The 13,244-nt window shown below is 69.6% G+C and carries 12 protein-coding genes; 6 read left to right on the top strand and 6 right to left on the bottom strand.

Features of this window, described 5'->3' with window-relative positions:
- The first annotated feature begins 46 nt into the window (after window positions 1–46).
- Window positions 47–1,564: a chitinase gene (locus D7X55_RS24080; protein ID WP_120550663.1), complete on the top strand. Its 1,518-nt coding sequence runs from the start codon at window positions 47–49 to the stop codon at window positions 1,562–1,564.
- A gap of 17 nt (window positions 1,565–1,581) precedes the next feature.
- Here D7X55_RS24080 and tal read toward each other — a convergent pair whose 3' ends face one another.
- Window positions 1,582–2,703: a transaldolase gene (gene tal, locus D7X55_RS24085; RefSeq protein WP_120550664.1), complete on the bottom strand. Its 1,122-nt coding sequence runs from the start codon at window positions 2,701–2,703 to the stop codon at window positions 1,582–1,584.
- Between tal and D7X55_RS24090 the strand changes: the two genes are divergently transcribed.
- Window positions 2,702–4,807, top strand: a complete 2,106-nt coding sequence (locus D7X55_RS24090; RefSeq protein WP_255425029.1) for a transketolase — start codon at window positions 2,702–2,704, stop codon at window positions 4,805–4,807. The genes tal and D7X55_RS24090 overlap by 2 nt on opposite strands.
- Here D7X55_RS24090 and D7X55_RS24095 read toward each other — a convergent pair.
- A complete protein-coding gene (locus D7X55_RS24095; RefSeq protein WP_121724304.1) occupies window positions 4,804–5,337 on the bottom strand; it encodes an ankyrin repeat domain-containing protein in 534 nt (177 codons plus the stop codon). The two genes, D7X55_RS24090 and D7X55_RS24095, sit on opposite strands and share 4 nt — an antisense overlap.
- A 153-nt stretch (window positions 5,338–5,490) precedes the next feature.
- Between D7X55_RS24095 and D7X55_RS24100 the strand changes: the two genes are divergently transcribed.
- Window positions 5,491–6,771: a cytochrome-c peroxidase gene (locus D7X55_RS24100; protein ID WP_233610023.1), complete on the top strand. Its 1,281-nt coding sequence runs from the start codon at window positions 5,491–5,493 to the stop codon at window positions 6,769–6,771.
- 8 nt (window positions 6,772–6,779) lie between these two features.
- Here D7X55_RS24100 and D7X55_RS24105 read toward each other — a convergent pair whose 3' ends face one another.
- Window positions 6,780–8,249 carry a catalase gene (locus D7X55_RS24105; protein ID WP_120550671.1) on the bottom strand — a complete coding sequence of 490 codons (1,470 nt, stop codon included), beginning with the start codon at window positions 8,247–8,249 and terminating at the stop codon, window positions 6,780–6,782.
- Between the two features lie 110 nt (window positions 8,250–8,359).
- Between D7X55_RS24105 and D7X55_RS24110 the strand changes: the two genes are divergently transcribed.
- Window positions 8,360–9,304 carry a LysR substrate-binding domain-containing protein gene (locus tag D7X55_RS24110; protein ID WP_121724305.1) on the top strand — a complete coding sequence of 315 codons (945 nt, stop codon included), beginning with the start codon at window positions 8,360–8,362 and terminating at the stop codon, window positions 9,302–9,304.
- Here D7X55_RS24110 and rraA read toward each other — a convergent pair.
- Window positions 9,279–9,776, bottom strand: a complete 498-nt coding sequence (gene rraA, locus D7X55_RS24115) for a ribonuclease E activity regulator RraA (protein WP_121724306.1) — start codon at window positions 9,774–9,776, stop codon at window positions 9,279–9,281. The genes D7X55_RS24110 and rraA overlap by 26 nt on opposite strands.
- 105 nt (window positions 9,777–9,881) lie before the next feature.
- On the opposite strand from rraA, the gene D7X55_RS24120 reads away from it, so the two are divergent.
- Window positions 9,882–10,811 carry a hypothetical protein gene (locus D7X55_RS24120; protein WP_147470190.1) on the top strand — a complete coding sequence of 310 codons (930 nt, stop codon included), beginning with the start codon at window positions 9,882–9,884 and terminating at the stop codon, window positions 10,809–10,811.
- Window positions 10,812–10,826: 15 nt separating this feature from the next.
- Here the strand turns inward: D7X55_RS24120 and D7X55_RS24125 are convergent, their stop codons facing one another.
- Window positions 10,827–10,976 carry a hypothetical protein gene (locus D7X55_RS24125; RefSeq protein ID WP_233610024.1) on the bottom strand — a complete coding sequence of 50 codons (150 nt, stop codon included), beginning with the start codon at window positions 10,974–10,976 and terminating at the stop codon, window positions 10,827–10,829.
- Between the two features lie 198 nt (window positions 10,977–11,174).
- Window positions 11,175–11,597, bottom strand: coding sequence for a hypothetical protein (locus D7X55_RS24130; protein WP_120550675.1), 423 nt, complete (start codon window positions 11,595–11,597; stop codon window positions 11,175–11,177).
- A gap of 516 nt (window positions 11,598–12,113) precedes the next feature.
- Here D7X55_RS24130 and D7X55_RS24135 point away from each other — a divergent pair.
- A partial coding sequence (locus D7X55_RS24135) for a hypothetical protein (protein WP_121724308.1) occupies window positions 12,114–13,244 on the top strand: 1,131 nt, incomplete at its 3' end.

Here is a 13,244-nt window from a genome sequence, read left to right on the forward strand (position 1 = left end):
CTCCCTCCCTGTCTTCCGGACCCATTTCCGGGAGGCTTTCCCCCACATGCATCCCCCTCGTTCCTCGTCCCGCGCGGCCCTCGCCGTGCTCCTGCTGCTTCTGCCCACCCTGGCCCTGGCCGCGGACCGGGGTGCCTGGGCCCCAGGCGTCGCGTACGCCGTGGGCGACATCGCGTCGTATGGCGGCAAGGGCTACGACTGCCGTCAGGCCCACACGTCCCTGGTGGGCTGGGAGCCGCCCAACGTGCTCGCGCTCTGGCTGGAGCGCACCGGCAATCCCCCCGCGGACACGCAGGCCCCCACCGCTCCCGGCTCCCTGCGCTCCACCGGCGTGACGGCCTCCAGCGTGTCCCTGGCGTTCAACGCGTCCAGCGACAACGTGGGCGTCACCGGCTACGAAATCTTCGTCAACGGCGGCACCAGCGCGGCGGCCACCAGCACCACGACGAGCGCCACCGTCACGGGGCTCGCCGCCAACACCGTCTACACGTTCACCGCGAAGGCGCGCGACGCGGCCGGCAACCGCTCCGTCGCGAGCAACACCGTCTCGGTGACGACGGGCAACACGGCGCCCGTGGGCAGCAAGGTGCTGGTCGGCTACTGGCACAACTTCGACAACGGCTCCACCAACATCCGGCTGCGTGACGTGTCGTCCCGGTTCAACGTCATCCAGGTGGCCTTCGCGGAGCCGGTGGCGGGCGCGCCGTCAGGCACCATGGGCTTCACGCCCTACAACGCCACCGTGGCCGAGTTCAAAGCAGACATCGCCACGCTCAAGGCGCAGGGCCGCAAGGTGCTCATCTCCCTGGGCGGCGCCAACGGCACCATCCACCTGGACACCGCGGCGGCGCGGCAGGCCTTCGTCACCAGCATGCAGGGGCTCATCAACACGTATGGCTTTGACGGCCTGGACCTGGACCTGGAGGGCGCGTCGCTGTCGCTCAACAGCGGGGACACCGACTTCCGCAACCCCACCACGCCGCGCATCCAGAACCTCATCGCCGGCACTCGCCAGCTGCTCAACGACAACGGCGCGGGCTTCCTGCTCACCATGGCGCCGGAGACCGCCTACGTGCAGGGCGGCTACGCGGCGTACGGCGGCCCCTGGGGCGCGTACCTCCCCGTCATCCACGCGCTGCGCGACCGGCTGACGTACCTGCACGTGCAGCACTACAACACCGGCACCGTGATGGCGCTGGACGGCCGCGCCTACGCGCAGTCCACGCCGGACTTCCACGTGGCCATGGCGGAGATGCTGCTCCAGGGCTTCCCCGTGGGCGGCAACGCGAGCGCCGTCTTCCCCGCGCTGCGTCCGGAGCAGGTCGTCATCGGCCTGCCGTCCTCGCCGCAGGCCGCGGGCGGCGGCTACACGACGCCCGCCAACGTGCGGAAGGCGCTGGACTACCTGATGAAGGGCCAGTCCTTCGGAGGCGCCTACGTGCTGCGGCAGGCGGGTGGCTACCCGGGCTTCAAGGGGCTGATGACCTGGTCCATCAACTGGGACGCGTTCACCAGCTACGAGTTCTCCAGCAGCCACCGCGCCTACCTGGACACCTACCGGTAGGCGCGGCCCCTTCGGCGCTACGTCTTCTTCAGCTTCTCTCCCACCGCGGAGAGAAGCTGGTCGAAGGACTCGGAGAACAGGCGGATGCCGTCGGTGGCCAGCTCGTCCGTCACGGTCTTCATGGAGATGCCGGCCGCTTCCAGCTGGCGCATCGTCGCCTCCGCCGCGGGCAGGTCCTCCTCCAGGCTGGGGCGCACCTTGCCGTGGTCGCGGAACGCGTCGATGGTGGCGGGCGGCATGGTGTTGACGGTGTCGCGGCCGATGAGCTCCTCCACGTAGAGCACGTCGCGCAGCTTCGGGCTCTTGGTGCTGGTGCTCGCCCAGAGCACGCGCTGCACCCTGGCTCCCTTCGCCGCGAGCGCCTTCCAGCGCGCGCTGCCGAAGACCTCCTTGAAGGCGCGGTAGGCGAGCTTCGCGTTGGCGATGGCCACCTTGCCGCTCAGCCCCTCCATCGCCTTCTGCTGCTCCGGCGTGGCGCCCGCCTTCAGCTTCTTCTCCAGCTCCTTGTCCACGATGGCGTCGATGCGGCTGATGAAGAACGACGCCACGCTCGCCACGCGGCTCACGTCCCCGCCGGACGCGGCGAACTTCTCCAGGCCGGCGACGTAGGCAAGGGCGACCTCCCGGTAGCGCTCCTGGCTGAAGAGCAGCGTCACGTTGACGTTGATGCCCTCCGAGGTGAGCTGCTCGATGGCGGGGACGCCCGGCACCGTGCCCGGGACCTTGATCATCACGTTGGGCCGCGAAAGCGTCTTCCACAGCCGCCGCGCCTCCTCCTGCGTGCCCTGCGTGTCCAGCGCCAGCAGCGGGGACACCTCCAGCGACGCGTAGCCGTCCTGGCCCTTCGTCGCGTCGTACACGGACTTGAGGATGTCCGCGGCGCCCTGCACGTCGCGCACGGCCAGCTGCTCGTAGAGGTCGTTGCCCGTGACGCCCTTGCCCTTCGCCGCGTCGAAGAGGTCCTGGTAGTCGTCGCTGCCCGACACGGCCTTCTGGAAGATGGTCGGGTTGGAGGTGAGCCCCTTGAGGCCGTCCTCCTCGATGAACTTCTTCAGCGTGCCCTTCGTGATGTAGCTGCGCTGGAGGTTGTCCACCCAGACGGATTGGCCGAACTCGGCGAGCTGTCGCAGCGGATTCATGGATTCTCCCGGCGGGGGCGCGAAGCTCCCGGATGGCGTTTCTCTAATCTGCGCATGCCCTGTCGCCCAGGTCCGGCCGGGCGGGCAGGCACTCGCGGATTCTGCCTGCGAACAGGGCCGGCGGGGGGCAGCGCTTCTCGCAAGCCAGGGCAGTCAACACAGTACCCGGGCACACCCCCAACCCCGGAGCGACATGATGGCGGACACCTTGGCGGACCTCGCGGCGCAGCTGCGCATCGACAGCATCCGCTGCACCACGGCGGCGGGCTCGGGCCACCCCAGCTCGTCCATGTCCGCGGCGGACATCTTGGCCGTGCTCTTCCAGAAGTACCTGCGCTTCGACTTCCAGCAACCCAAAGCGCCCAACAACGACCGCTTCGTGCTCTCCAAGGGCCACGCCTGTCCGGTCCTCTACTCCGCCTTCAAGGCGGCGGGCGCCATCGACGACCGGGAATTGCTCACCCTGCGCAAGTTCGGCAGCCGGCTGGAGGGCCACCCGAACCCGCACGTGCTGCCGCTCGTGGACGTGGCCACCGGCTCGCTGGGGCAGGGCCTGGCGGTGGGCGTGGGCATGGCCCTGGGCGCGAGGATGGACGGCCTGCCCTTCCGCACGTACGTCCTCATGGGCGACAGCGAGACGGCGGAGGGCTCCGTGTGGGAGGCGTTCGACAAGGCCTCCCACTACGGGCTCGACAACCTGTGCGCCATCATCGACGTGAACCGCCTGGGGCAGAGCCGCGAGACGGAGCTGGGCTGGAACCTGGAGGCCTACGCGGCCCGCGTCCGCGCCTTCGGGTGGAACGCCCTCACGCTGGATGGCCATGACCTGGACGCCATCGACCGGGCCTTCGCCGAAGCGCAGGCGAAGAAGGGCCAGCCCACCTGCCTCATCTGCAAGACGGAGAAGGGGCGTGGCTCCTCGCTCATCGCCAACCACGACGGCTGGCACGGCAAGCCGCTGCCGGAGGACAAGGCCAAGGACGCCATCCGCGAGCTGGGCGGGGAGCGACAGGTCCGCATCCAGGTGAAGAAGCCGGAGGCGCTGAAGGCCACCGTGCAGGACAAGGCTTCCGACCTGGTGCTGCCCGTGTACGAGGTCGGCCAGAAGGAGGCCACGCGCAAGGCGTACGGGGACGCGCTCCTGGCGCTGGGCAACGCGCGGCCGGACGTGGTGGCGCTGGACGCGGAGGTGTCCAACTCCACGTACGCGAACGAGTTCCAGAAGGCGCACCCGAAGCGCTACTTCGAGATGTTCATCGCGGAGCAGAACATGGTGTCCAGCGCGGTGGGGCTGGCGGTGCTGGGCAAGAAGGCCTTCGTCAGCACCTTCGCGGCCTTCCTGTCGCGCGCGTACGACCAGGTGCGCATGGCGGCCATCTCCAACGCCACGGTGCACCTGTGCGGCAGCCACGCGGGCGTATCCATTGGCGAGGACGGCCCGTCACAGATGGCGCTGGAGGACCTGGCGATGATGCGCGCGGTGGGCGGCAGCACCGTGCTCTACCCGAGCGACGCGAACCAGACCGCGAAGCTGCTGGCGCAGGTGGTGGAGCGCCAGGGCATCACCTACCTGCGCAGCACGCGGGAGAAGACGCCGGTGCTCTACCCGGCGACGGAGGAGTTCCCCATCGGCGGCAGCAAGGTGCTGCGCCAGTCCGATGAAGACGTGGCGACGGTGGTGGCCGCCGGCATCACGTTGCACGAAGCGCTCAAGGCCTACGAAGCGCTGAAGAAGGACGGCATCGCGGTGCGCGTCATCGACCTGTACTCCGTGAAGCCGGTGGACGCGAAGACGCTGCGCAAGGCCGCGCGCGAGACGCTGGGGCGGCTCATCGTGGTGGAGGACCACTGGGCGGAAGGGGGCCTGGCGGACGCGGTGCTGGAGGCCTTCACCGGCGAGCGCGAGCGGCTGCCCACCGTGGTGCGGCTCGCGGTGACGAAGATGCCCGGCTCCGGGAAGCCCGCGGAGCTGCTGGACGCCGCGGGCATCGACGCCGGGCACATCGTGGAGGCCGTCACCTCGCTGAGGGAGGCGACGACGGCCCGGGGCGGGGACGGCCGGGGCAGGCCGTCCGACAACGCCTGGGGCCACACGAACGCTTAAGGCTTGGGCGACAGCCGTTCGGCGGCGCGCGCCGCGCCCATGGAGCGTGCGTAGTCCAGCGCGGTGCGCTTGTCCGCGTCCCGCTGCCGGTGGTCCGCGCCGCGCTGGATGAGCAGCTCCATCATCTCCAGCTTGTCGAACATGGCCGCGAACATCAGCGGCGTGCGGCCATCCGGGCCCGTGCCGTCCACGTTCGCGCCCGCGTCCAGCAGCACCGTGGCGATGGCCTCGTTGCCCTTGAAGGCCGCGCCGGCCAGCGGTGTCTGCCCGGCGTCGTTGGGCTGCTCCGGGTCCGCCCCGCGCTCCAGCAAGAGGCGCGTGGCCTCCACGTGGCCGTGGTAGCTGGCCAGCATCAGGAGCGAGTCGCCCCGCTCGTTGCGAACGCCCACGGGGAGCCCGGCGTCGAGCATCTCGCGCAGCTTCGCGGCGTCCCCCGCGCGGACCACCGTGAAGGCGCTCCTCACGAAGTCCAGCACGGCGGCGTCATCAGCGGACGGGGAGGTGTTCTTCGGATCGTTCGGGGAGCTCATGGTCTGTGTTCCTTCCTAATCAGGCCTCTGCGTCGTGTCGATACGCCGGGGGCGCATTCCTGGAATCCAACAGCCGTCCGCGCTCCCGGCCCATGGCCGGAGCCCCGGTGGCGACGTCACCCTGGCCGCCGCTCTCAACCCGAGGTGCCGGAAATGCAAGGGTCGCGGTCCTGCTGGAGTCTGTTCCTGCTGTTGATGCTGGGGGGAACCCTGGCGTGGGGCGAAGCGCAGCCCGCGGAGACGGCCGAAGCCCTCCAGGCCTCGGCCATCTTCGAGGCCACGCTGGGCGAGACGGGCGGCGGGCTCAAGCCGGTGGAACGTCTTGGCAAGCTGCTCTTCTTCGACCGCCGGCTCTCCGAGCCCATGGGCCAGCCGTGTGCCGTCTGTCATGGCCCCGAGGTGGGCTGGACGGGCCCCAGCCTGCTCATCAACCTCACCGGCTCCGTCTATGAAGGCGCCGTGCGGGGACGCTTCGGCAATCGCAAGCCGCCCTCGTCCGCCTACGCCACGCAGGCCCCCATCCTTCACCGGGTGACACCGGGGCAGGCGGACTTCGTGGGCGGCAACTTCTGGGATGGCCGCGCCACCGGCGAGTTGCTGGGCAACCCCGCCGCGGACCAGGCGCGAGGCCCCTTCCTCAACCCGGTGGAGCAGAACAATCCCAGCGAGGCCGCTGTCGTGGTCAAGGTCTGCGAAGGTCCATACGGCGACCTCTTCCGGGCCGTCTGGGGCCCCCGCGTCTGCAACGACGTTCCGCTCGCGTATAACAACATCGCGAGATCCATCGCCGCGTACGAGGGCTCGCGCGAGGTCAACGCCTTCTCCTCGAAGTACGACGCGTACCTCGCGGGCCGCGCGCGGCTGTCTCCCCAGGAGCAGTGGGGCCTGAAGCTCTTCCAGGGCAAGGCCCACTGCGACAACTGCCACCTGAGCCAGCGAGGCCCGGGCGGCGAGCCGCCGCTCTTCACGGACTACACGTTCGAGAACCTGGGCGTGCCGCGCAACCTGCTCAATCCCTGGTACTGGCAGCTCCAGTTCAACCCCGACGGCCCCTTCTGGATCGACACGGGCCTGGGGGGCTTCCTCCAGACGCGCCAGGAATATGCCGCTTCCGCCCGCGCCAACCTGGGCAGGGTCAAGGTTCCTACCCTGCGCAACGTGGACAAGCGCCCGTTCCCCGGCTTCACCAAGGCCTACATGCACAACGGCTCCTTCAAGAGCCTCGAGTCCGTCGTCCACTTCTACAACACGCGTGACGTCCTGCCGGTCTGCACCGGAAGCGCGTCCGGGACGCCTGGGGTGGACTGCTGGCCCCTGCCGGAGGTGGGGCTGAACGTGAACACGCTGGAACTGGGCAACCTGGGCCTGTCGCCCCAGGAGGAGCAGGCCCTCGTCGCCTTCCTGCGCACGCTCTCGGACGGCTACATGCGGTGACGGGGCCATCACCGCGCGTGGCGCTTCTGCTGGACGGACTGCGCGATGCGCGAGCCGTAGTCCTCGTCGGCGGCGCGGAAGTGGGCGATGGCGCGGGTGATGATGTCCTCGCGGCTCACCTGCGCGAGGCTGCCGGAGATGTTCTCCACCAGCCGCGCCTTCGCCGCTTCGTCCATCAGCCGGTAGAGGGCGCCGGCCTGGACGTAATCCGTGTCCTCGGCGTGCTTGCCGTGGAGGAAGGTGCCCGTCGTGCCGCCTACCGAGTAGCCGGTGCCCGGGGACTCGTCCGTCTGCGCGGGGCCGTTGAAGCTGTTGGGCTCGTAGTTGGGGCCGCGGCCGCCGTTGCCGTCGAAGCGCATGGCGCCGTCACGGCCGTAGTTGCGCGCGCCGCCCTTCACGCCCCAGGGCTTGTTCACCGGCAGCTGCGTGCTGTTGATGCCCAGCCGGTAGCGGTGCGCGTCGCCGTATGCGAACAGGCGCGCCTGGAGCATCCGGTCCGGGGACGGGCCGATGCCGGGCACGAAGTGCGCCGGGTCCAACGCCGCCTGCTCCACCTCCGCGAAGAAGTTCTCCGGGTTGCGGTGGAGCGTGAGCCTGCCCACCTCCATCAGCGGGGAGTCCTTGTACGGCCACACCTTGGTCAGGTCGAACGGGTTGAAGCGGTAGCTCGCGGCGTCCGCCTCCGGCATCACCTGCACCTTGAGCGTCCACGAGGGGAAGTCACCCCGGCCGATGGCCTGGTACAGGTCGCGCTGGTGGTGCTGCGGGTCCTTTCCGCCAATCGCTTCCGCCTCCTGCGTGGTGAGCGTGCGGATGCCCTGGTCCGTCTTGAAATGGAACTTCACCCAGAAGCGCTCGCCCGTCGCGTTCACCCACTGGAAGGTGTGTGAGCCAAAGCCATCCATGTGCCGCAGCGTCGCGGGGATGCCCCGGTCGCCGAAGAGCCAGGTGAACTGGTGCGTGGCCTCCGGGGAGTGGGAGAAGAAATCCCAGACGTTGTCCGGCTCCTGGCAGTTCGTGTACGGGTCGTACTTCTGCGAGTGGATGAAGTCCGGGAACTTGATGCCGTCCCGCAGGAAGAACACCGGCGTGTTGTTGCCCACGAGGTCCCAGTTGCCGTCCTCCGTGTAGAAGCGCACCGCGAAGCCGCGCGGGTCGCGGGCGGTGTCCGGCGCGCCCTTGGAGCCCGCCACGGTGGAGAAGCGCAGGAACGCTTCCGTCTTCTTGCCCACCGCGCTGAAGACCTTCATGCGGGTGAAGCGGGTGAGGTCCTGCGTCACCTCGAAGGTGCCGTACGCGCCGGAGCCCACCGCGTGCACCACGCGCTCCGGGATGCGCTCGCGGTTGAAGCGGGCCAGCTTCTCCAGCAGGTGGTGGTCCTGCAGCAGCACCGGACCGTTGGGCCCGGCCGTCTGCGAGTGCTGGTTGTCGGAGACCGGGGCGCCGGCTTCGGTGGTCAGGGTGGGGCGCTGGGACATGGACGCTTTCCTTTGCGTGGGCCGCGGGAACACTGCGACGGGGGGAAAGGTAGAGAGGTCCCGGTGATTGGGCCAAGACATCGTTTGGATGGGAGTGATAGGCAGGGGCTATGGCCTCACTCAACGACATCACCTTGCGGCAGCTGGAGTACCTGGTAGCGGTCGCGGACACGCTGGGCTTCCGGCGGGCGGCCGAGCGATGCCACGTCTCACAGCCCGCCCTGAGCGCGCAGATTCAACAGCTGGAGTCGGTGCTCGGCGTGAAGGTGTTCGAGCGGGACGCGCGCAGGGTGATGCTCACGCCCGCGGGCGAGGAGCTGGTGTCACGGGCGCGGCGGGTGCTGACGGAGGCGGAGGACCTGCTCACGGCGGCGGCGCGGATGGGAGACCCGTTCGCGGGCCCGCTGCAGCTGGGGGCCATTCCCACGGTGGCGCCGTATGTGTTGCCGGAGGTGGTGCCCGCGCTGGTGAAGCGCTACCCGAAGCTCCAGCTGCGGCTGCGCGAGGAGAAGACGGCGGTGCTGGTGCGGGACATGGACGAGGGGCGGCTGGACGCGGCGCTGCTGGCGCTGGACGCGGAGCTGGGGCGCAGGGTGGAGCACGCGGTCATCGCGGAGGACCCCTTCGTCGTCGCGGCGCCGCCGGGGCACCGGTTGGAGAAGCGGAAGCAGGTGCAGCTGCGAGACCTGGACGAAGAGGACGTGCTGCTGCTGGAGGACGGGCACTGCTTCCGCAGCCAGACGCTGGCCCTGTGCACGCGCGTGGGGGCGCGGGAGGTGGACTTCCGCGCCACCAGCCTGACGACGCTCGCGCAGATGGTGATGGCCATGGGCAGCGTCACGCTGCTGCCCCAGCTGGCGGTGTCCACGGAGAACCGGCACGGGCAGCTGGTGGTGCGGCCCTTCGCGCCGCCGGGGCCGGGCCGGACGCTGGTGCTGGCGTGGCGTCCGGGCCACCCCCGGGCGGAGGCGCTGCGTGCCATCGCGGGGACGCTGCGCTCCGTGTGGCCCGGGGTGGGGAAGGCGAAGGTCAGCGCAGCGGCTTCTGCGAAGTGACGATGCCGTCCGCGTCCGCGTAGAGGTGGTGGCCGGGGACGAAGGTGACGCCGGCGAAGCGCACCTCCACGTCGCGCTGGCCCTCGTTGCGCTTGCCGCTCTTGAGCGGATGGGTGCCCAGCGCCTTCACGCCGATGGCGGTGCGGCCGACCTCCTCCGCGTCGCGGATGCAGCCGTTCACGACCACGCCCGCCCAGCCATTCTTCTCACCCAGGGCCGCGAGCACGTCACCCACCAGCGCGCAGCGGCGGCTGCCTCCGCCATCCACCACCAGCACGCGACCCTGGCCAGGCTCCTCCAATGCCTTGCGCACCAGGGAGTTGTCCTCCGGCGCGCGCACGGTGCTGATGGGGCCGGAAAAACTCCGGCGGCCGCCGTAGTCCAGGAATCCCGGCTCGGCGATCTGGAAATGCGGTGTGCCCGTGTGGGCGTCGCAGAGGTCAGCGGTCTTGAGTTCGGAGGTGTCGCTCATGCGCCGCAGGATGCACGCGCTGAATGGGGATGGCTGTGATTGCCGCTGCCTTGACCGTCCATTGTTCAGAAACCTATCGTCGGAGCCTTCCTGAGGGGGAAGTCCATGCAAGGGTTGAAGTGGTTCGTGGGCGCGCTCGTGTTGCTGGCGCTCGCCTGTGGTGAGGTTTCAGGACCGTCCACCCCGGTGGTTCGCGACGGCGAAGGACTGCTGGAGCTGCCGCTGGTGTCGACGTCGGCGGGACGCAGCTACAAGCTGGTGGGCGCGACGTTCGCCATCACCGGCCCGCAGAACGTCACCCTCACGGACACGTCCGCGGACTCCGTGAGCCAGCCGCTCATGGCCGGGACGTATTCCATCCAGTTGAACGGAGACTGGCACGTGGAGCGCACGGACGCGCCGGGTGTCACGGTGCCCGTCACGCTGGTATCGCCGAATCCGATGACGTTCACGCTGGGCGAGGGGGAGGCGCGTCCGGTGCGCTTCCTCTTCAAGGTGCCGGAGGATGGCACCGCGAACGTGGGCATCGGTGTGGACTCCGGCGGGTGGATCTCCGGGACCCTCAAGTTCGAGCCCCCGTCTCCGCCCAGGGACGGTCCCGTGGGCATTTTCGCCGACCTGATCGGCAAGAGCGTGCCTTTCGTCATCAGCTATGAGTCGGCGACGGTGACGCGCATCCAGGAGAACGGCCCGAAGCAGGCCAGGATCCAGACTTCTCCCGTGACCTTCCAGTTGGGAGGCGCGGTCCCAGAGAAGGTGATGCAGCAGTTCGTCGCCGCGCTCCAGGGACGCACCCTGGACTTCGTCGTGACGGCGTCGGGGTGGGGCTACTCCTATGTGGTGAACATGCCCCTGGAGAACACGGAGATTGGCGTGCGGCTCGACCTGCGTCTGCAAATGCTCACCGTCGGCGCGGACGCGGACGGCTACCCGCTCCTGGTTCCGACCCCCTTCCAACTGGGCGAAGCGCAGCTCGTCAGCAGTGGGGGCGCGGCCAGGGCATCCCTTTACGAGGGCACCTTCGCGCCGCGCTAGCCTCCCCAGGCGTGCTCAAGGCCGGATGGCGACCTTGAGCACCCCGTCCTTGCGCTGGTTGAACAGCTCATACGCGTCCCGGATGTCCTTGAGCGGGAAGCGGTGTGTGAAGAGCGGCGTCAGGTCCACGCGCTTCGCGCGCACCACCTCCATCAGGCGCCGCATGCGCTCCTTGCCGCCCGGGCAGAGCGTGGTGACGTCGGTGCAAGCCTTATCGGGCTTCGAGGCTGTCTTGGCGTGAGATGGCAGGATTCAGGGCCAATGAGAAGTCATGTGACATGTCTGTGTATGTCACGGTTCCGTGCCGGGCGGACGGTGGCATGGGCCTGCCCGGCTCCCCTGGGCCGAGGACGCCGCGGGCCGCTACTTCGCGGTGCTGTTGCGGCCGAGGGTCACCTTGAGCTGACCGGGCTGTGCCGACGGCTGGCCCACGAAGTAGTAGCCATCCACGAAGTTGAAGGTGTCGGCCCAGGGCACGGGGTTCCGGAAGCCGGTCTCGTCATGCTGGTGCGCGAAGAACGACGCGACGGAGGCGCTCTCCGAGTAGTTGGGGTCGAACAGGCCGATGTTGACGGTGTTGTCGCTGTAGTACTGGGACATCACGGTGACCGTGTCCGTCGCGGAGCCCGCGGGCCCGAGCACGCCGTTGTTGGAGAGCGACAGGAGTTGGGTGGAGTCGGGCGTGCTGATGACGACGTTCAGCGTGTTGGGCGTCGTGTTGACGATGGTGGTGTACAGCGAGTTCGGGTTGGACGTCGGCAGGGTGGGGTTGGTCGGGACAGGCATGACGGGCTCCTGGGGAGGTGAGGGTGAGGTGCTCGCGCGGGACGGAGCGGCGTGCCCCGCCGCCGCGTGCTCCCGGACGTAGAGCAACGCCCATGCCGCGCCTCGCGGCCCCGTCTTCCGAGGGAACTCGCTCGGAGGGATGCCGGGCCGACGGACTTTCGTCACATCGACCTGTGTCGACCGACGTGTCGACGCGGGCGCCCCGGCGGTATGGAGTCGCGGCCGGTCCACGGTGGACCTCGGGAGACGACGGCGATGAGCATGGCGCTGGTGCTGGGGGGAGGCGGAAGGTGACGGAGAATGCGCCGGATGACGGTGCCCTGCGTCAGGTAGGCCAGCACCCGTCGCGGGCCTCCGCACCTTGGGCACGAGCGCGGGAGGATGTCAGGAGAATGTCAGGAGCACATGTGACCGGGCCGTGACAGGTCCGCTCCCCGGGCCCCCTGGCGCTGGCGTCTGCCGGACCTTGCCCGCGTGTCCATCGTTTCCACGGGTGCGAGTCCGCGAGGAGGAACCATGAGGGAGACACCGGCACTGGACCCACGGCAGAGCGCGGAAGGGGCGGAGGCCCTCCAGCGGACCTGGCAGCTGACGCGGACGCTGATGCAGCAGCTGTCCGCCAGGGACCTGCGCACGGGGCGCTGGTTCACCCAGCTGCTGTCCACCTACCTGCGACACTACGACGCGCACCGGCTGCACGCGGTCGCGGACGCGAAGGGGACGGGCGCGGACGTCACTGAGGCCTACATCCGCCGGGCCTGTGAGGCGGCCTTCCTCACCGGCGCGGGGAGCGGCTCGGTGACCACGGGCATCACCGCGGCCTCGGCGGACACGGGCGTCGTGGGGGTGATGGTGGCCATCCCCGCGTCGGGGCTCGTCATCACGGCGGAGATGGTCATGCAGGCCCTCATCCACCTGCGGCTGGCGTGCGACCTGGCCAGCGCCTTCCACGTGCGCTTCGACCCGGACGACCCCTCCGACTTCTCACGTCTCTACGCCCTCCTCCGCGGCGGCGCGGGAGAGGACACGGAGGAGGATCCGCTCGGCCTGGGGCGCGTGGAGCACCTCACGCGGGAGAAGGCGAACGACCTGGGCGAGGACCTGGGGGCGAAGCTGCTGGGCGACAGCGTGGCGCGCAACATCGTGCCCTTCCTGAACGTGGTGACGTCCTCCGTGGACAACTGGCGGCGCACCCGGCGGCTGGGCGACTCCATGCTGCGCTACGTGCGGCTGCGCCGCGCGCTGGAGGACGCGGACGCGGCCCTGCGCCGCGTGGCGCCCCGGAACATCAGCCTGCTGCTGGAGAGCGCCTGGTTCCTCTTCGTCTCCGACGGCCACCTGCGCGACGAGGAGTCCGCCGTGCTCACCCACGCGCTCTCCCGGCTCACCCCGGAGCGGCGCAAGGAGACGCTGAAGCGCTTCGTGGGCGATGCGTCCGAGTGGCTCCAGCGCCTGAGCGCGGCACCGGCCAGCGCGCGTGAAGTCCTGCAGGAGTCCTTGAACGCGCTCGCCGCCGCGGACCTCGCGGTGACCGGACCCGAGCAGGCCCTGCTCCAACAGGCCGCGCACGCCCTGAACACCTCCCTGGACCGCGGGCACCTGGACACGCTGGTGCGGCGCTACCGCGAGGAGGGCGTGGCGCATCCC

The organism is Corallococcus sp. AB049A (genome assembly GCF_003668885.1).
In the GTDB taxonomy this organism is placed as follows: domain Bacteria; phylum Myxococcota; class Myxococcia; order Myxococcales; family Myxococcaceae; genus Corallococcus; species Corallococcus interemptor.

Excerpts from the sequence above, each read along its gene's own strand:
- D7X55_RS24080 (WP_120550663.1), top strand. The coding sequence starts at position 47 with ATGCATCCCCCTCGTTCCTCGTCCCGCGCGGCCCTCGCCGTGCTCCTG.
- D7X55_RS24090 (WP_255425029.1), top strand. The coding sequence starts at position 2,702 with ATGGATTCTCCCGGCGGGGGCGCGAAGCTCCCGGATGGCGTTTCTCTA.
- tal (WP_120550664.1), bottom strand. The coding sequence starts at position 2,703 with ATGAATCCGCTGCGACAGCTCGCCGAGTTCGGCCAATCCGTCTGGGTG.
- D7X55_RS24095 (WP_121724304.1), bottom strand. The coding sequence starts at position 5,337 with ATGAGCTCCCCGAACGATCCGAAGAACACCTCCCCGTCCGCTGATGAC.
- D7X55_RS24100 (WP_233610023.1), top strand. The coding sequence starts at position 5,491 with ATGCAAGGGTCGCGGTCCTGCTGGAGTCTGTTCCTGCTGTTGATGCTG.
- D7X55_RS24105 (WP_120550671.1), bottom strand. The coding sequence starts at position 8,249 with ATGTCCCAGCGCCCCACCCTGACCACCGAAGCCGGCGCCCCGGTCTCC.
- D7X55_RS24110 (WP_121724305.1), top strand. The coding sequence starts at position 8,360 with ATGGCCTCACTCAACGACATCACCTTGCGGCAGCTGGAGTACCTGGTA.
- rraA (WP_121724306.1), bottom strand. The coding sequence starts at position 9,776 with ATGAGCGACACCTCCGAACTCAAGACCGCTGACCTCTGCGACGCCCAC.
- D7X55_RS24120 (WP_147470190.1), top strand. The coding sequence starts at position 9,882 with ATGCAAGGGTTGAAGTGGTTCGTGGGCGCGCTCGTGTTGCTGGCGCTC.
- D7X55_RS24125 (WP_233610024.1), bottom strand. The coding sequence starts at position 10,976 with ATGCGGCGCCTGATGGAGGTGGTGCGCGCGAAGCGCGTGGACCTGACG.
- D7X55_RS24130 (WP_120550675.1), bottom strand. The coding sequence starts at position 11,597 with ATGCCTGTCCCGACCAACCCCACCCTGCCGACGTCCAACCCGAACTCG.